This is a genomic window from Brachybacterium phenoliresistens (assembly GCF_039530785.1).
GTDB lineage: Bacteria > Actinomycetota > Actinomycetes > Actinomycetales > Dermabacteraceae > Brachybacterium > Brachybacterium phenoliresistens.
In genome coordinates this window covers 272,871-290,068 of the sequence record NZ_BAAAOW010000004.1, presented here as the reverse complement: position 1 = coordinate 290,068, position 17,198 = coordinate 272,871, and the positions used below count along the sequence as shown (strand labels likewise).

15 protein-coding genes are annotated in these 17,198 nt (G+C 73.1%); 12 read left to right on the top strand and 3 right to left on the bottom strand.

What is annotated here, in order from left to right; genetic code table 11:
- Nucleotides 1–124: 124 nt before the first annotated feature.
- From ABD234_RS11660 to ABD234_RS11640, 5 genes are all read left to right on the top strand, one after another.
- Nucleotides 125–1,486, top strand: a complete 1,362-nt coding sequence (locus ABD234_RS11660) for an ABC transporter substrate-binding protein (RefSeq protein WP_344356336.1) — start codon at nt 125–127, stop codon at nt 1,484–1,486.
- A 159-nt stretch (nt 1,487–1,645) separates the two neighbouring features.
- On the top strand, nt 1,646–2,482 hold the full coding sequence (locus ABD234_RS11655) for a carbohydrate ABC transporter permease (protein WP_038371805.1): 837 nt from the start codon (nt 1,646–1,648) through the stop codon (nt 2,480–2,482).
- A complete protein-coding gene (locus ABD234_RS11650; protein WP_344356334.1) occupies nt 2,479–3,285 on the top strand; it encodes a carbohydrate ABC transporter permease in 807 nt (268 codons plus the stop codon). Before ABD234_RS11655 ends, ABD234_RS11650 begins: the two co-directional genes overlap by 4 nt.
- A complete protein-coding gene (locus tag ABD234_RS11645) occupies nt 3,282–4,397 on the top strand; it encodes a carbohydrate kinase family protein (RefSeq protein ID WP_038371533.1) in 1,116 nt (371 codons plus the stop codon). The genes ABD234_RS11650 and ABD234_RS11645 overlap by 4 nt, the downstream gene beginning before the upstream one ends.
- Before the next feature lie 53 nt (nt 4,398–4,450).
- Entirely contained in the window at nt 4,451–7,165 is a 2,715-nt protein-coding gene (locus ABD234_RS11640) for a sugar-binding protein (protein WP_344356332.1), read from the top strand.
- Nucleotides 7,166–7,309: 144 nt separating this feature from the next.
- Here the strand turns inward: ABD234_RS11640 and ABD234_RS11635 are convergent, their stop codons facing one another.
- On the bottom strand, nt 7,310–7,948 hold the full coding sequence (locus tag ABD234_RS11635; RefSeq protein WP_344356330.1) for a hypothetical protein: 639 nt from the start codon (nt 7,946–7,948) through the stop codon (nt 7,310–7,312).
- A gap of 810 nt (nt 7,949–8,758) precedes the next feature.
- On the opposite strand from ABD234_RS11635, the gene dhaK reads away from it, so the two are divergent.
- From dhaK to ABD234_RS11610, 5 genes are all read left to right on the top strand, one after another.
- On the top strand, nt 8,759–9,757 hold the full coding sequence (dhaK, locus tag ABD234_RS11630; protein WP_038371803.1) for a dihydroxyacetone kinase subunit DhaK: 999 nt from the start codon (nt 8,759–8,761) through the stop codon (nt 9,755–9,757).
- Nucleotides 9,758–9,762: 5 nt separating this feature from the next.
- Nucleotides 9,763–10,431 (top strand): dihydroxyacetone kinase subunit DhaL, encoded by a 669-nt coding sequence (gene dhaL / locus ABD234_RS11625; protein ID WP_344356327.1) that lies wholly within the window; start codon nt 9,763–9,765, stop codon nt 10,429–10,431.
- The gene (gene dhaM, locus ABD234_RS11620) at nt 10,428–10,847 is read left to right on the top strand and encodes a dihydroxyacetone kinase phosphoryl donor subunit DhaM (protein WP_038371529.1); all 420 of its coding nucleotides are present in this window, start codon (nt 10,428–10,430) and stop codon (nt 10,845–10,847) included. Before dhaL ends, dhaM begins: the two co-directional genes overlap by 4 nt.
- Nucleotides 10,848–11,042: 195 nt before the next feature.
- The gene (locus tag ABD234_RS11615) at nt 11,043–12,113 is read left to right on the top strand and encodes a TerC family protein (protein ID WP_344356323.1); all 1,071 of its coding nucleotides are present in this window, start codon (nt 11,043–11,045) and stop codon (nt 12,111–12,113) included.
- A gap of 42 nt (nt 12,114–12,155) precedes the next feature.
- Nucleotides 12,156–12,494 carry an Rdx family protein gene (locus tag ABD234_RS11610; protein WP_344356321.1) on the top strand — a complete coding sequence of 113 codons (339 nt, stop codon included), beginning with the start codon at nt 12,156–12,158 and terminating at the stop codon, nt 12,492–12,494.
- 135 nt (nt 12,495–12,629) lie between these two features.
- Here the strand turns inward: ABD234_RS11610 and ABD234_RS11605 are convergent, their stop codons facing one another.
- The gene (locus ABD234_RS11605) at nt 12,630–13,766 is read right to left on the bottom strand and encodes a 3-deoxy-7-phosphoheptulonate synthase (protein ID WP_344356319.1); all 1,137 of its coding nucleotides are present in this window, start codon (nt 13,764–13,766) and stop codon (nt 12,630–12,632) included.
- Between the two features lie 278 nt (nt 13,767–14,044).
- Nucleotides 14,045–14,824, bottom strand: coding sequence for an alpha/beta hydrolase (locus ABD234_RS11600; RefSeq protein ID WP_344356317.1), 780 nt, complete (start codon nt 14,822–14,824; stop codon nt 14,045–14,047).
- A 182-nt stretch (nt 14,825–15,006) separates the two neighbouring features.
- On the opposite strand from ABD234_RS11600, the gene ABD234_RS11595 reads away from it, so the two are divergent.
- Both ABD234_RS11595 and ABD234_RS11590 read left to right on the top strand, forming a co-directional pair.
- Nucleotides 15,007–16,392, top strand: coding sequence for an alpha-amylase family glycosyl hydrolase (locus ABD234_RS11595; RefSeq protein ID WP_038371524.1), 1,386 nt, complete (start codon nt 15,007–15,009; stop codon nt 16,390–16,392).
- 155 nt (nt 16,393–16,547) lie between these two features.
- Complete coding sequence (locus ABD234_RS11590; RefSeq protein WP_344356314.1) at nt 16,548–16,907, top strand: hypothetical protein; 360 nt, start codon at nt 16,548–16,550, stop codon at nt 16,905–16,907.
- The last annotated feature ends 291 nt before the right edge of the window (nt 16,908–17,198 follow it).

Here is a 17,198-nt window from a genome sequence, read left to right as displayed (position 1 = left end):
GCTAGCACCTTCCACGCATCTTCCGTCATCTGTGCACAACTCCTGTCATCCCTGCGCAGGATGTGGCATCGTGGGGGTCTGCGCCCTTCCCGGCGCGGCACCGCCCCGTTCTCTGGAGGAGACCATGCGACGACGCGCTTTCCTCGGCCAGGCCTCTGCCGTGGGAGGCCTCGGCCTCCTCGCCGCCTGCGCCCCCGGTTCCGATGCCCCCGAGCCCGGATCCGCCACCGGCCCCGCGGCCGACGAGGTCGACAAGGACGTCGCCGCGCTCGGCGACGTCACCCTCACCGTGTGGGACCAGGAGGTGCGCGGCGCCCAGAACGACGCCATCACCGCCCTCATCGAGTCCTTCCAGCAGAAGTTCCCCAACGTCACGGTGGACCGCCACTCCCAGTCCTTCGACGACCTGCGCCAGCAGACGGCCCTCGCGCTGTCCGGGAACGACGTCCCCGACGTGCTGCAGGTCAACAACGCCCGCGCTGACATGGGCGAGTTCGTCAAGGCCGGCCAGCTCACGGACCTGTCCGGCTACTCCGAGGCCTACGGCTGGGAGGACCGCTTCCCCGCCTCGGTCCTGGCCAAGTCCCGCTACTCGGCCGATGCCGTCGCCTTCGGCGAGGGCTCCCTGTGGGGCCTGCCGCAGACCGGCGAGGTGGTCGGCATCTACTACAGCGCCGCCAAGCTCGAGGCGCTCTCCGCCCAGGTCCCCACCACCTGGGACGAGCTGATCGCCCTGGTCTCCGCGGCGCAGGCCGCCGGGGAGCAGCCGCTGGTGCTCGGCAACATCGAGGGCTGGCCGGCCCTGCACGTCTTCGGGCCGCTGCAGGCCCACTACGTCCCGGCGGAGGAGATCGTCTCCCTGGGCATGGGCAACGCCGGCGCGGACTGGACCAGCGAGGGCAACATCCAGGCGCTCACGCAGATGGCCGAATGGGGCGCCTCCGGCGCCTTCGGGGACTCCCCCAACGGCCAAGACTACGACGCCGCCTGGGCCGCGTTCACCGAGGGCACCGGCGTGCTGCTGATCGGCGGCTCCTGGCTGGGACCGGACATGGAGAAGGTCCTCGGCGAGGACCTGCACTTCATGGCGCCGCCCGCAGGCATGGACGGGAAGGTCGCCACCACCGGCGGCACCGGGCTGCCCTTCACCATCCCCGCGAAGGCGAAGAACGCCGTCGCGGCCGCGGCGTACATCGACTTCATCACCAGCTCCGAGGCGATGGCGCTGATCGCCGAGAACGGCGGCATGCCCGTGCTGGAGACGGCGGCGCTCGCACCGGACTCCGGCGTGAACAAGGAGATCTACGAGGCCTTCGACGCCGTCTCGACCTCCGGCACGCTGCTGCCCTACCTGGACTACGCGACCCCCACCTTCGCCGACACGGCCGCGGACACCCTGCAGGGCGTCATCGGCGGGCAGACGGACCCGGCCGCCGCGGCCGACGCCCTCCAAGCCGACTACGGCGAGTTCACCGCCGCGAGCTGATCCGTGCCCACCTCCTCCTCCCCCGCCGCCGCACCGGCGGACCGCGCCCCCGCCCGCGCCGCCACCGGCGCGGGCGGCCCGGCGCAGCCTGCTTCCGGCGCGCCCCGGCGACGGCGCCGGAGGCCCTCGCCGGTCGCCCGCACGGCGGCGACCCCCTACCTGTTCCTGCTGCCCGCCTTCGCGGTCTACGCGGCGTTCTCCCTGTACCCGCTGCTGCGCGCGGCCCAGTTCTCGCTCTACGACTGGTCGGGCTTCGGCCCCTCCACCTTCGTGGGCCTGTCCAACTACCTCGACCTCGCCGGGGACGCCGCGTTCCGCGCCGCCATCGGCCATGCCCTCGTGCTCATCGTGTTCTACGCCGTGCTGCCGCTGATCGTGGGCCTGGTGCTGGCGGCCATCCTGCGGCGCGGGCAGGTGCGCGCCATGGGCATCTTCCGCACGGTCATCTTCCTGCCCCAGGTGATCGCGCTGGTCGTGATCGCCGTGGCCTGGCGGCAGATCTACGCCCCCTCCGGCCCGCTGAACCAGGCGCTGCGCGCCCTGGGCCTGGACTCCCTCGCCCGCGGCTGGCTGGGCGACCCCGGCGCCGCCCTGCCCGCCGTCGGCTTCATCGGCACCTGGCTCGAGATGGGTCTGGTGATGCTGCTCCTGCTGGCCGGGATGAGCCGCATCCCCAACGACCTGTACGAGGCGGTGCGCCTGGACGGCGCCGGTCCCGTGCGCGAGTTCCTCGCCATCACCCTGCCCTCGGTGCGCGGGGAGATCGTCGTCGCCCTCGTGCTCACGATCATCGCGGCGCTGAAGACCTTCGACCTGGTCTACCTCACCACCTCCGGCGGGCCCGGCCGCGCGACCACCGTGCCCAGCTACGAGGTGTACCGGCGGGCGTTCGAGCTCAAGGACGTCGGCTCGGCGAGCGCCGTCGCCATCGTCCTGACCCTCCTCGTCTTCGTGATCAACCTGCTGGTCACCCGCATCGGGGAGCGACCGGCATGAGGGTCTCGCGCGCCGAGCAGATGATGAACTACGCCGTCCTGGCCCTGTTCGCGCTGTTCGCCCTGGCCCCGATCCTCACCATCGTCCGCACCGCCTTCGCCCCGCGGATCGGCGAGTCCCCCGGGCTGCACCCGGAGAACCTCCTGGAGGCGTGGCGCATCGGCGGCTTCGCCGAATCGCTGGGCCATTCGCTGGTCGTCGCGGTCATCGTGGTCACCTGCGCCGTGGTGCTGTCGGTGGGCGCCGGGTACGCCTTCGGGACCATGCGCTTCCGCGGCGCCGGGCTGCTGTTCCCGCTGTTCCTGCTGGGGCTGATGATCCCGTCGGAGGCCGTGGTCATCCCCCTGTTCTTCGATCTGCGCACCCTGGGTCTGACCGACACCTACGCGGCGATCGCCCTGCCGCAGATCGCCCAGTCCATCGCCTTCGGCACCTTCTGGCTGCGGGCGCAGTTCCGCTCCCTGCCGCCCAGCCTGCTGGAGGCCGCGGCCCTGGACGGCGCCGGCCCGCTGCGCGCCCTGACCCGCGTGCTGGTGCCGGCGTCCCTGCCCGCCGTCATCACCCTGGTGGTGCTGGTGTTCATGTGGACGTGGAACGAGTTCCTCATCGCCCTGGTGATGGCGCCCGCCGGCCGCCTGCGCACCGCCCCGCTGGGGCTGGCGACCTTCCAGGGCCAGTACACGGCGGAGAACTCCCTGCTGGCCGCCGGGGCCATCATCGTCGCGCTGCCGATGGTGATCCTGTTCCTCCTGCTGCAGCGACACTTCATCCGCGGAATGCTCGAGGGGGCCTCGAAGGAATGAGCACGCACCCGACCATCGACCCCGACCAGTGGGATCCGCTGGCGGCCACCCGATCGCCCGAGGACCCGCCCCTGGACGTGCTGCTGTCCGGGACGGTCTTCTTCGACATCGTCTTCACCGGCCTGGAGCGTATGCCGCTGCCGGGCCAGGAGCTGTGGTCCAAGGGCCTGGGCTCCAGCCCCGGCGGCATCGCCAACCTCGCCACCGCCACCTCCCGCCTGGGCCTGCGGACGGGGCTGGTCGCCGGCTTCGGGGACGACGCCTACGCGGACTGGATGTGGCAGACGATGAGCGAGGACGAGGGCATCGACCTGAGCGCCTCGCGGCGCTTCCCGTCCTTCCACTCCCCGGTGACCGTGTCGATCGCCGCCCACGACGACCGCGCCATGGTCACCCACGGCCACGACCTGCCCGAACCGCTGTCCTCGCTGATCGACCGGGCGCCCGCCTCCCGCGCCGCCGTCGTCGACCTCGCCGGGGAGACGGCCTGGTGGTCCCGGCTGGCCGCCCGCGGCACGCTGATCTTCGCCGACATCGGCTTCGACGAGACCGAGCGCTGGGACGTGGCGGACCTGGCCCCGCTGGCCCACTGCCACGCCTTCACCCCCAACGCGATCGAGGCCATGGGGTACACCCGCACCGACAGCCCGGACCGCGCGGTGCGCGCCCTCGCCGACCGGGTCCCGCTCGCCGTGGTCACCGACGGCGCCGCCGGCTCCTACGCGATCGACTCCAGCACCGGCGAGGAGGCGTACTGCCCCGCCGTGCCCGTCACCGCCCTGGACACCACCGGCGCCGGCGACGTGTTCGCCGCCTCCATCGTGATGGGCACCCTCGCCGCATGGCCCCTGGTGGACCGGCTCAAGTTCGCCTCGCTGTGCTCGGCCCTGGCGGTGCAGCAGTTCGGCGGCTCCCTCGCCGCCCCCGGTTGGGGAGACATCTCCGACTGGTGGGCCGCCCTGAGCAGGGCGACCGCCGATGGCGACCTGCGCGCCGCCCACACCCGCGACGGCTACCGCTTCCTCGAGCGCGTCGTCCCCGATCACCCCGTCCAGGGCCGCCGCCGCGCTCAGGGCACCTTCGCGCTGCGCTCGGACGCCGGAGCGCACTGAGAAGAGGGGCAGGCGGAACCCCCGCACGGAACACCGCGTTCGAAGGAGAACACATGTCCCCCACCCTGTCCCGCCGATCCCTGCTGCGCGCCGGAGGCCTGCTGGGCGCCGCCGCCGGCGCCGCCACCCTCGACCTGACCCTCCTCACCCCCGCCGAACGGGCCCTCGCCGACGAGGCCGTGAAGCTCGACGTGCTGTACATCGGCGCCCACCCGGATGACGAGGCGTGGACGCTCGCCGCCCTGGGCCAATGGCACGAGCTGCACGGGCAGCAGGCCGGCGTCATCACCATCACCCGCGGCGAGGGCGGCGGCAACGCCGTGGGCCTCGAGGAGGGCCCGCCGCTGGGCCTGATCCGCGAGGAGGAGGAGCGCCGCGCCGTCGGCATCGCCGGCATCGAGCACGTGTTCAACCTCGACGCCGTGGACTTCTTCTACACCCTGTCCGCGCCGCTGTCGCGGGAGGTGTGGGGCGGCCGCGACGTGCTGGGACGCATCGTCCGGGTCATCCGGGCGACCCGCCCCGACGTCATCATCACGATGAACCCCTCCGCGGTGGAGGGGAACCACGGCAACCACCAGCAGGCGGCCATGTACGCCGTCGAGGCCTACCTCCTCGCCGGGGACCCGGAGGCGTTCCCCGAGCACCTCGAGGAGGGCTTCTCCGCCTGGGCTCCGCGCCGTCTGCTGCGCTCGGGCTCCAACGGCACGGGAGGACTGGGACCGGACGCCGTCGAGGCCGGGTACCAGCCCGCCGTGGCCAGCGACCTGGTCTACGGCGCCTGGAACGGGACGCCGAGCGCCGAGCACGGGAAGCGCTGGAGCGCCCTGCGCGACGAGGCGGTCTGGTCGTACCGGACGCAGGGCTGGTCGGTCATCCCGCCCTCGCCCACCGATCCGGAGAAGATCCCCTCCACCTGGTTCACCCTGATCGCCTCGCGCACCCCGCTCGTCGAGCCGACCAGCGGCGACGAGGCCGCCCTGCGCGGCGCGAGCCTGCCCGTGGACGGCGGTCTCGCGCTGGGGACCCTGCTGGAGGCATCGGCCTCGACGTTCACCGTGCTGCCGGGCACGCCGCTGGAGGTCACCGTCTCCCTGAGCTCGCCGGGGCGGGCGACGCCGCAGGCGAGCGTCGACGTCGAGGTGCCCGCCGGCTGGTCGACGAACGGCCCCGTCGACCTGCCGACCATCCCCGCCGGTCAGACCCGGCAGGTGACCGTGCAGGTCACGCCGGGAGCGGATGCGCAGCCCGGCACGGACGTGCTGCTGCGCGCCCGCGTCAGCACGAAGAACCGCGGCAGCGGCTGGAACGCCGTGCCGGTGCGGGTGGGAGGCCCCCTCGAGGCCGGTCTCGAGAACCGGCCCGAGGTGCTGGACTTCCTGGCCTGGACCGAGGAGCTCGGCATGCAGCACCTCGACGCGCTGGTCCCCACCCGGCGCTCCCTGCCGGTCGGCGGCTCGGACCGCTTCGCGGTGATCGTCCGCAACCATGCCGACGCCACGCGCAACGGCACCGTCGAGATCGAGCTGCCCGAGGGCTTCGCGGCGGAGCCTCCCGTGCTCGACGTCGCCGACGTCCCCGCCGGCGGGACGGCCCGCCTCGAGGTCGAGATCATCAGCACCGACCCGAGCCTGCCGACCGCCAACCGTGCCCCGGACGGCGGGGTCTACCCGGTCTCCGTCCATGCGAGCGCCGACGGGATCACCTCCACCGCCGCCCAGGGCCTGCATCTGGTGCCGCGCCTGGTCGCCTCCCGGACGCCCGGGGCCACGGCCGACGGCGTGCGCGGGGGCGGCGAGTATCCGGGCGAGGCGCTGGACATCGGCACCCTCTGGGAGGGCCAGCCCGTCGAGCCGGCCGATGCCTCCGGGACCGTGCAGGTGGCCTACGACGACGAGGCGCTGTACGTCCACGTCGCCGTCACGGACGACGTGGCCGGGGCCGTGCTCGGGGCCGATGACGACAAGCAGCGCTTCCGCACCGACTCGGTCGAGATCATGATCGATCCGCGCGGGGACTCCCAGCACACGGCCAGCACGTTCATCCTCGGGCTGCTGCCCGCCGTGCTCGAGGCCGATGGCACCACCCGGGTGGGCGGCGGCCGCGACCACGACAACCACCAGGGACCCCTCTCCGAGACGGCCCCGGGGGTGAGGATCGCCTCGCAGGTCACGGACCCGTACACGGGCTACGAGGTGGAGGCGCGGATCCCCTTTGCGGATCTTCCCGATGCGATCCGCCCGGACCGCATGGGCCTGAACGTCGTGGTCTACGACTCCGACACGCAGGACCGCACCGGGCAGTCCCGGATCGGCTGGTCGACGTTCCCGGGCGTGCAGGCGGATCCGTACCGCTGGGGCGTCCTCGAGCTGCCGGGGCTCGCGCAGGAGGAGTCCGATCCGCGCGAGCCGACCATCCCCTCGACCGCCGCGCAGTCCGTCGCCTCCGGCCCGTCGATCGTGCAGGCCTCCGCGGACGGCGTGGGTCTCGGGGGCAGGCCGAGCCTCGGCGAGGACGCGCTCGTGCTGTCCTCGGTGCGCGCCGCAGGCGGGCAGGTCACGGCCCGGGCGCAGCTCTCCTCGGGCGGGACCGTACGGGCCTTCCTGGTCCGTGACGGCGAGACCGTCAGCGCGGCGGAGCCCGTGGAGGCCGCGGCCGGCGCGGTCGACCTGGTCCTCGATCTCCCGGACGGGGACACCGAGGGCCTCGTACTGGCCGTCTCCCTCGAGTCCGAGGGCCGCGCCGCCGCGGCGAGCGCGATGCTCTGAGCCGCCCCGCCGACGGCCCACGGCCCACGGCCCACGGTTACTGGCCCACGGGTACCGGCCGCTGTCATCGGCCGCCGGTACCCGACAGCCGATGCCGGCACCCGACACCGGGTGCCGGCATCCGGTCGTCGGGGCATGCGCACGTCATGGGTGCCGGTGCGCCGTGCGCCGCGCCCGCGAGGAGGCGGCGGCGCGGATCTGCGCGAGGGACGGTGCCGGAGCTCCCCCGTGCTGGAGCAGGTTCCTCAGGCTCAGGAGCAGCACGAGGAAGTCCCCGAGGTCGTCGGCCGTCGGGCGGAGCAGGCACCAGCCGCTCTCCGCGAGGGCGACCGCGCGGTTCGCGGGCCACAGACGCCTGGCCTGCGCAGGCCCCAGGAGATGGTCCGTATCGATGCCCACGCGCCATGTCGGCCATCCGAGCGCGACCCGGTGCGGCGCCCCTCCGTCGCTCCCGCCGACCACGACGGGCCCGAGCTCCGGGTCGACGAATCCCGCGGCCCGCACCATCAGACGGATCAGCGTCTCCGCACATGAGCGCGACGGGCGTCGAGCACGCCGGGCCGCGCTGCACACCGCCTCCGCCACTGCCGCAGACGCCCGAATGAGGGCATGCGTGACGACTCCGTCGAGGCTGAGCCCCGGAACGACGGCACCGGGGCGACCGGGGCGGACCATGCTCTCCAGCATGATCGTCGGGTCCCACGGCAGAAGATCCGGCGCGAGCTGGCAGACCACGTCGTACGGATGGCAGACCTCGATCCCGGCGACGAGGACCCGTGCCACCGGCGGACTCGCGTGCAGCGTGCAGCCCGCGACCTGCCGGGACCGATCCCCTGGCTGCACAGCGTGCACGCGCGGCACCTCACCGGGTACGGCGGTCCGGTCGGCATCGGCGCCAGAGGGACCGCACCGGTCCGGGAGGGCGAGCCCGAGGAGAACGGCAGCGCTCTCGTGGCTGATCACAGCGCCGGCTCTCACTTCGTTCTGCAGGACACGGCACGCCGTCTCGAGGGTGGCCGGCCGAGCCGACGGCGTGAAGTATCCGCAGAACACGCGGATGTACCGCTCCGAGGCGAGCTGTCGAGGGTGGACGCCTCTGCGCAGCCACTCGCGCCGATGCAGCAGCTGCCCCGAGCCGGCATCGTCCTCCTGGTCATCGCGCACGCTCCGACGCTAGGCGCCGGTCCCCGCCCCGGTCAGTCATGGTGCTCCGATGTGGAGCGCAGTCCCTTGGGGAGGACCAGCACGCGTCCCGCAGGCACGGCGGCGATAGGCGCGCGACGGCCCTTCGCCTTGGGCGTCGCGACCGGCGGACGAGACGCCTCCCGGGGCGTTCCAGCGATTGTCCCGTTTTGATCCACTTTCATCGCCGAAGTGGTTCTGGGGCCTGCAATTTCTCGAGTCCCCGGAACAGATGACCCGGGGTCCTCACCGGACTCTGCCCCGATCCCTTCTCCCCTCGCCCACCGTCGCTCCCGTGCTCTTGCCCGGCGCTCGCGCGGTTCTTGCCCGGCTCTCGCGAGCAGCGAAACCCCCGGACCCGCCCCTCGGAACTGGGTGACGGCGCTCACGTCTCGCGGTAGCGTCGTGGGCATGAAGAAGATCATCGACGCCGTGGACGATGTCGTCGTCGACGCGCTGCGCGGAATGTCCCTGGCACACCCCGATACCCTGCGCGTCGACCTGGACCATAGGCTGGTCCTGCGCGCGCAGCCGAAGGACGACGGCAAGGTCGCGATCATCTCCGGCGGCGGCAGCGGCCACGAGCCCCTCCATGGCGGCTTCGTGGGCCACGGCATGCTGGACGCCGCCTGCGCCGGCGAGGTGTTCACCTCCCCCGTCCCCGATCAGATGACCGCCGCGATCGCCGCCGTCGACCGCGGGGCCGGGGTGCTCCAGATCGTCAAGAACTACACCGGCGACGTCATGAACTTCGAGATGGCCGCCGAGCTGGCCGACGCCGAGTCCGGCATCGCGGTGCGCTCCGTCATCACGAACGACGACGTCGCCGTCGAGGACTCGACCTTCACCGCCGGGCGGCGCGGCGTGGGCGGCACCGTGCTGGTGGAGAAGATCGCCGGCGCCGCAGCGGAGGAGGGCCTGGACCTCGAGGCCGTCACCGCGGTCGCCGAGCGCGTCAACGCCGGGGCCCGCTCGATGGGCGTGGCCCTGACCTCCGCGACCGTGCCCGCCAACGGCAAGCCCTCCTTCGAGCTCGGCGAGGACGAGGTGGAGATCGGCATCGGCATCCACGGCGAGCCGGGCCGCCGCCGCGAGAAGCTCGCCCCCGCGAAGGACCTCGCCCGCACCATGCTCGAGCCGATCCTCGCGGAGCTGCCCGGCGAGGGCCCCGTCCTGCTGTTCGTCAACGGGCTCGGCGGCACACCCCTGCTGGAGCTGTACATCCTCGCCGCCGATGCCCACGAGATCCTCGCCGAGGCCGGCATCGAGGTGTCCCGCCACCTGGTCGGCAACTTCATCACGAGCCTCGACATGGCCGGCGCCTCCCTCACGCTGCTGCGCCTGGACGAGGAGCTCACCCGCTGGTGGGACGCCCCCGTCTCCACCCCCGCCCTGAGGAAGGGGATCTGATCGCCATGGCCGACGCCCTCACCGCCCTGACCACATCGGACCTCGCCGCCTGGCTGCGCCGATCGAGCACGCTGCTGGCCGAGCACGCGTCCGCGCTGAACGAGCTGGATGCCGCGATCGGCGACGCGGACCACGGCAGCAACATGAAGCGCGGCTTCGCCGCCGTGGTCACCGCCCTGGACGCCGAGGAGTTCGCCGACATCCCCGCGCTCATGAAGAAGGTCGGCATGACGCTGGTCTCGAGCGTCGGCGGTGCCTCCGGCCCGCTGTACGGGACGTTCTTCCTGCGCCTGGGCACCTCCCAGCCCGGCGCCACGCAGCTGGATGCCGCGGACCTGCTGGCCGCCCTGCGCGCCGGGGTCGGCGGGATCGAGCAGCGCGGCAAGGCGACCGTCGGCGAGAAGACCATGCTCGACGCGTGGGCGCCCGCCCTGGATGCCTTCGACCAGGCGTCCACCGGCGAGGACACATCGGACCTCGCCGCGGCCGTCCGCGCCGGAGCGGAGGGGGCGGAGCAGGGCCGCGAGGCCACGATCCCCCTGCAGGCCTCCAAGGGGCGCGCCTCCTACCTGGGCGAACGCTCCATCGGGCACGTCGACCCGGGTGCCGCCTCCACCGCGCTGCTGTGGCAGGCCCTGGCGGAGACCGTCGCCGGGCAGGAGGGATCGGCATGACCGGGATCGTCGTCGTCTCCCATTCGCGCGCGCTGGCCGAGGCGGCGGCGGACCTCGCTCTGCAGATGGTCCGCGACGGCGCCCCGCGCATCGAGATCGCCGCCGGCATCGAGGAGCCGGGCGGCGGCACCGCCCTCGGCACCGATGCCGCCGCGATCAGCGCCGCCATCGAGGCCGCCGCCGACGACCAGGGCGTCGTCGTGCTGATGGACCTCGGCTCCGCGATCCTCTCCGCGCAGACGGCGCTGGAGTTCCTCGACCCGGAGCTCGAGGGCCGCGTCCACCTCACCTTCGCACCGCTGGTCGAGGGCCTGGTCGGGGCGGTCGTCACCGCCGCCTCCGGGGCCGATGCCGATGATGTCGCAGGTCAGGCCGAGATCGCCGTGGAGGCCAAGCGCCTCCAGCTGGGTGTGTGACCCCGCCGATGCAGAAGTTCCCGAGCAGGTTCCCAGGAAACGAGCCGCGAGAGCGCGTACCGTAGGCGGTGCAGAGGGAGTACTTCACCTCGGCATGCCCGTCACTTCGGATCCGCCAACGGATACCCGGGCTGTCGGTCCCGCCTCTGGGACGAAGGAGACTCTGGCGCCACGCCACCGTCTCCGGAGGACCCTGTGCAGATCACACCCCTCATCTGGGCGATCACGATCGCCGTCACCATCGCCTTCTTCGTGTACGAGTTCTTCGCGCACGTGCGAAAGCCCCATGAACCGGGCCTCGGCGAAGCCGCCCGCTGGTCCGCGTTCTACATCGTCCTGGCCCTGCTGTTCGGCGTGGGCATCGGCATGACCTCGGGCTGGGGGTACGGCGGCGAGTACTTCGCCGGCTATCTCACCGAGAAGGCCCTGTCGATCGACAACCTCTTCGTGTTCCTGCTGCTCATGACGAGCTTCGCGGTGCCGCGCGTGCACCAGCAGAAGGTGCTCATGATCGGCATCGTCATCGCGCTGATCATGCGCGGCGGCTTCATCGCGGCCGGCGCCGCGGTGATCGATAACTTCTCGTGGGCCTTCTACGGCTTCGGGGCGCTGCTGCTGGTCCTGGCCTGGCGGCAGGCCTTCGGCGACCACGACGCCGACCCGGCCGACAGCCGGCTGATGCGCCTGGTCCGCCGCGTGCTCCCGGTGACCGACACCTACCACGGCGACCGCCTGACCGTCCGCCAGGACGGGCGCCGCATGGCCACCCCCATGCTGCTGGCGATCCTCGCCCTGGGCGTGGTCGACCTCGTCTTCGCGGTCGACTCCATCCCGGCCATCTACGGCCTCACCTCCGAGGCGTACATCGTGTTCACCGCGAACGTCTTCGCGCTGATGGGGCTGCGCCAGCTGTACTTCCTCATCGGCGGACTGCTGAAGCGCCTGGTGTACCTGGCCCAGGGTCTCGCCGTGATCCTCGCCTTCATCGGCGTGAAGCTGGTGCTGCATGCCCTGCACGTCAACGAGCTGGGGTTCATCAACGGCGGCGAGCCCGTGCTGTGGGCTCCGGAGATCCCGATCTGGCTCTCGCTGCTGTTCATCGGCGCGACCGTGGCCGTCGCGACCGTCGCGAGCCTCGCGAAGACCCGCGGCGCCGCCCCGGGCACGGACGCGGATACGGACACGGACACAGACGCGGACTCGACCGGGCGCTCGGTGCCCCCGTCGGAGCCCGGCACCACGGCGGACGACGCCGCACGCCGCTGACCCCCTGCCTCGCGCGGCGCGGGCATGTGGCACCCTGGCCGCATGCCTGCGCCGCGGATCGTCATCACCTACTGCACCCAGTGCCGCTGGCTGCTGCGCGCCCAGTGGTACCAGGGCGAGCTGCTGCAGACCTTCGAGGAGGAGGTCGGCGAGATCGCGCTGGTGCCCGCGACCGGCGGCGTCTTCCGCATCGACGTGGACGGCGCGCACGTGTGGAACCGCAAGCGCGACGGCGGCTTCCCCGACATCTCCGAGCTGAAGCGCCGGGTCCGCGACCTCATCGCCCCGGGCCGCTCCCTCGGCCACGCCGACCGCGCCGCCGCGGCCCCCGCTCCGGGCGAGCACGACCGGCCCTCCGGGAGCCCCGCACCGGGAGAGTAACGGGGGCGAGGCTCCCAGCCTGCGCTGCGGGCGAGTGACGGGGCCAGGCGACCGGCCAGCGCTCCCTGCGCGCGACGGACCGGGGACGGCCCCGGTCAGTCGCGCGACGGACCGGGACGGCCCGGACGCCCCCGATCAAGCGGCGGGACCGCCGAGGCGACGTCGGCGCACCGCAGCGGCGAGGTCCTCGAGGATCCGGGCGGTCTCGTCCCAGCCCATGCAGGCGTCGGTGACGCTGCGGCCGCGCACCAGCGCGGCGGGGCCGGCGGCGACGTCGAGCGTCTGCGCTCCGGGCAGCAGGTTGCTCTCGAGCATGACGCCGCTGATGGCGGAGCCGTCCTCGGCGACCTGGGCGGCGATCTCGCGGGCGACGACGGCCTGGCGCTCGTGGTCCTTGCCGCTGTTGGCGTGGCTCGCGTCGATGATCAGCCGGGGGCTGCGCCCGGCCGCCGCGAGGCGCTCGGATGCGGCGCGCACATGCTCGGGGCCGTAGTTCGGGCCGTCGGCGCCGCCGCGCAGGATCACCGAGGTGTCCGGGTTGCCGGTGGAGGTCACCAGGCTCGCCCGGCCGTCGGCGCCGATGCCGAGGAAGGACTGCGGGGCGGCGCTCGCGCCGAGGGCGTCGATGGCGACCTGCAGCCCGCCGTCGGTGCCGTTCTTGAAGCCGATCGGCATCGACAGCCCGGAGGCGAGCTGGCGGTGGATCTGGCTCTCGGTGGTGCGCGCCCCGATCGCTCCCCAGGAGACGAGGTCCGCCGTGTACTGCGGGCTGATCGGCTCGAGGAACTCGGTCGCACAGGGCAGCCCGAGCCCGACGACGTCCCGCAGGAACGCCCGGGCGCGGCGCAGGCCGGTGGCGATGTCGTGGCTGCCGTCGAGGTGCGGGTCGTTGATCAGGCCCTTCCAGCCGACGGTGGTGCGGGGCTTCTCGAAGTAGGCGCGCATGACCACGAGCAGGTCGTCGCGGTGGGAGATCGCCTCCCCCACCAGGTGACGGGCGTAGTCGAGACCGGCCTCGGGATCGTGGATCGAGCAGGGGCCGACGATCACCAGCAGGCGATCGTCGTCGCCGCGCAGCACGGCGCGGACCTCCTCGCGGGTGCGGCGCACGAGGGCGACGTCGGTGGGCTCGGCCGGCAGCTCGGCCCGCACCTGCGCGGGGGTCGGCAGCTCCGTGAAGGCGGCGACGTGCAGGTCCTCGGTGCCGACGGCGACGGCGGGCGCAGCGGGGACGGCGGGCGCGGCGGGGGCGGTGGTGTCGAGAGGGGTCATGGTCTGCTCCTGGGAGAGGGGCGGACCCTGCGCAGAGCCCGCCGGAAACGGCGAAGGGCAGAGCGTTCGCTCTGCCCTGTGGCTCTGGAAGTCGGCGTGCGTCTATGCCCGCTGCGGCCCCTCCAGAGCCGAGCAGTCATACGCATAGCGACGATCGATCACGCGGCGATCGTAGCGCACGCCCCGCCCCGCCGCACCCGACGTCCGTCGGCCGGGGCCCGCAGACCGCGAGCCGCGGCCCCGGTCGACGGCGCCGGCGGCACGCGGGCGGGATCCCCTCAGGCGCGGATCGGCAGCCAGTCCAGGACGTCCTGGATGCTGGTGTCCCAGAAGTCCCAGGTGTGGTTGCCCGGGCGCAGGCGGGACTGCATCGCCACGCCCTTCTCCTCCGCCGCGGCGATGAAGCCCCGGTTCAGCATGACCAGCGGATCCTCGGTGCCGCAGTCGAGGAAGAGGGTCGGCAGCGACTCCGGATCGGCCGCGCGCAGCAGCCCCACCAGGTCGTCCTGGGTGCCATCGGGGCGCTTCCCGCCCCAGATCCGCTCGGCCAGATGCCCCTGATGCACGTCGAGGCCTTCGAGGGCGACGAGGTCCACCACCCCGGACAGGCTCGCCGCGGCGGCGAAGCGCTCGGGATGGTTCAGGGCCAGCTTGAACGCGCCGAAGCCGCCCATCGACAGCCCGGCCACGAAGGTGTCCTCGCGGGCCGTCGAGATCCGGAAGGTCCGCGCGAGCAGCTGGGGCAGCTCCTCGGAGAGGTAGGTCCAGTACGCCTCGCCGAGCGCCTCGTCACAGTAGAAGGACCGCCCGACCTGCGGCATCACCACGGCGATGCCCTTCTCGCTGGCGTAGCGCTCGATCGAGGTGCGCCGCTCCCAGATGGTGCAGTCGTCGCTCAGCCCGTGCAGCAGGTACAGCACCGGCACGCCGTCGCCGTGGGCCGGGGCGGCGTCGTCCCCGCCCATGCCGATGCCGGCGGCCGCCTGCGGCATCAGCACGGTCAGGCTGGTGCCCATGCCGAGGGATTCGGCGAAGATGTCGGTGCGCATGCGGATCATGGAGCCTCCTGAGCCGGGGTGGTGGGGCGGCGGGCTGCCACCCCGGATTCATCCAACCTCATGGGACGGCCGATGGGGAGTCCGTGATCCCGGGAGTCCTGGCTCCGCGCCCCCGCCGCCACGTTCCCGTCCGCCGGGCGCGTGCGGCGGACGCGCCCCGGCGGGACGCCTACGATGGGCTCATGACTGCGAGGACGCCGGCGTGGGTGCGGGATGCGATCTGCTACCAGATCTATCCCCTGGGATTCTGCGGCGCCCCGCAGCACCGCGACGACCTCGTCGCGACGAGCTACGGGCTGACCGACGGCGAGCACGTCGTGCACCGCCTGGGGCGCATCGAGGGGTGGCTGGACCACATCGTCTCCCTGGGGGCGAACGTGCTGATCCTGAACCCCATCGCCGATTCCGTCAGCCACGGCTACGACACCCTGGACCACCAGCGGGTGGACCCGCGGCTGGGGAACCAGGCCGATGTCCAGCGCCTGCTGGCCGCCTGCCACGAGCGGGGCGTGCGGGTCGTGCTGGACGGCGTCTTCAACCACGTCAGCGAGCACCATGCGGTGGTCCGCGCGGCCCTGGCCGGCGGCCCCGACAGCCCGGAGGGGTCGCGGATCCGCTGGGCCGGCGCCCACCCCTACGGCTTCGAGGGCAATCCCGACCTGGTGGAGCTGGACCTCACCGACGAGGCGGTGCAGGAGGCCGTGGTCGAGACGATGAGCGCCTGGCTGCAGCGCGGCGCCGACGGCTGGCGGCTGGACGCCATGTATGCGGCGGGGCCGGAGGCCTGGGCGCCGATCATCGCGCGGCTGCGCGAGCGCCACCCGGAGGCGTGGATCCTCGGCGAGGTGATCCACGGCGACTACCCGGCCTTCGCCGCCGCCTCGGGCGCGGACTCGATCACCCAGTACGAGCTGTGGAAGGGCATCTGGTCCTCGCTGCACGACCACAACCTCTTCGAGCTGCGCCACGCGCTGAGCCGCCACCAGGACTTCCGCGCGGAGGACGGCGGCGCGCTGCCGCTGACCTTCCTCGGCAACCACGACACCACCCGCATCGCCTCCCAGCTGGCCGACGGCCGCGACCTCGCCGCCGCCATCGCCCTGCTGGCCCTACTCCCGGGCGTGCCCGCCCTCTACGCCGGGGACGAGTTCGGGGCCGTCGGCGTCAAGGAGGAGCGCGCCGGCGGGGACGACGCCGTGCGCCCCTCCTTCCCCGACGACCCGGCCGATGCCGCCTCCGCGCTCGCCCTGCTGAAGCCCGAGGCCGCGCCGCGGATCGTGGAGGCGCATCGGCGCCTGCTGGCCCTGCGCCGCCGCGAGCCGTGGCTGATCAAGGCCGATGTCACGGTGCGGGAAGAGACCCTCTCGCACACTTTCGCCGAGATCGTGCTGACCCCCGGATGCCAGCTGCCCATGCCGCCGCTGGTGCTCGCGATCAACCTCGGCGAGGACGAGGTCGCGACCGACCGGGAGGTCCTCGAGGTCGTCTCCGGCGCCGACATGGTCGACGGGACGCAGCGGGTCCGCCCCGGCACCGTCCCCGCCCACGGGATCGCCGTCCTGCGCTGAGCGCGCCCGCGTATCGGGCGCGCGCATCGGGCGCGTACATCGGGCAAGCGCATCGGGCACACGCATCGGGCACGCGCATCGGGCACGAGCATCGGCCGCGGATGCGCGGGATACCGCATGGCGCCCGCCGGGCCGGGGAGCGTAGGCTCGGAGGCATGAGCACCGCGATGACCCTGAAGCCCGCCCGGAACGTCGCCACCGCCCCCGTCGTCGCCCTCGGGCTCGTCGGCGGCTGGCTCACCGCGCGGGAGACAGGGATCCGCCCGCTGGGCGGCGTGGTGCTCGCCGCCGCCGGCGTCTATGCCGGCCGCACCTGGCTGGCCCGTCGCGGCCCGGCCACCACCGCCGTGCTGGGGGCGACGTACGTGCTGGGCTTCGGCCTCTCGCACCCGCTGGCGAAGAAGATCGGCTCCTGGCCCGCGGTGCTCACCGTGACGGCCGCGGCCGCGGGCGCCGCCGCCCTGCTCTCCGATGCCTCCGACCAGGACTGGCTCCCCGAGAACCCTCAGCCCTGAGATCGCGGGCCGCACGGGACGCACGCGCCGCCTCCGGGCGGGCTCCCGGCGGCATCGGGCCGGTTCTCCGCGGCATCGGGAGCCGGTCGCTCCGTGCTCCTCGTCCCGGCCGGCGCTCCCGCAAAGATTCTGCATCGACTGCAAAAGACTCGGCCAGGTTCCTCCCAGAGGTCCGACCTTCTGGATAGGCTTGATCTCGCGGCACCGACCGCTCCCTTCCACGACCGGCATGGCCAGCGAGCCCTGCCCGGCCTTCTTGCCCCGCACCTTCGCGCGACGCCGCGCTTCCTC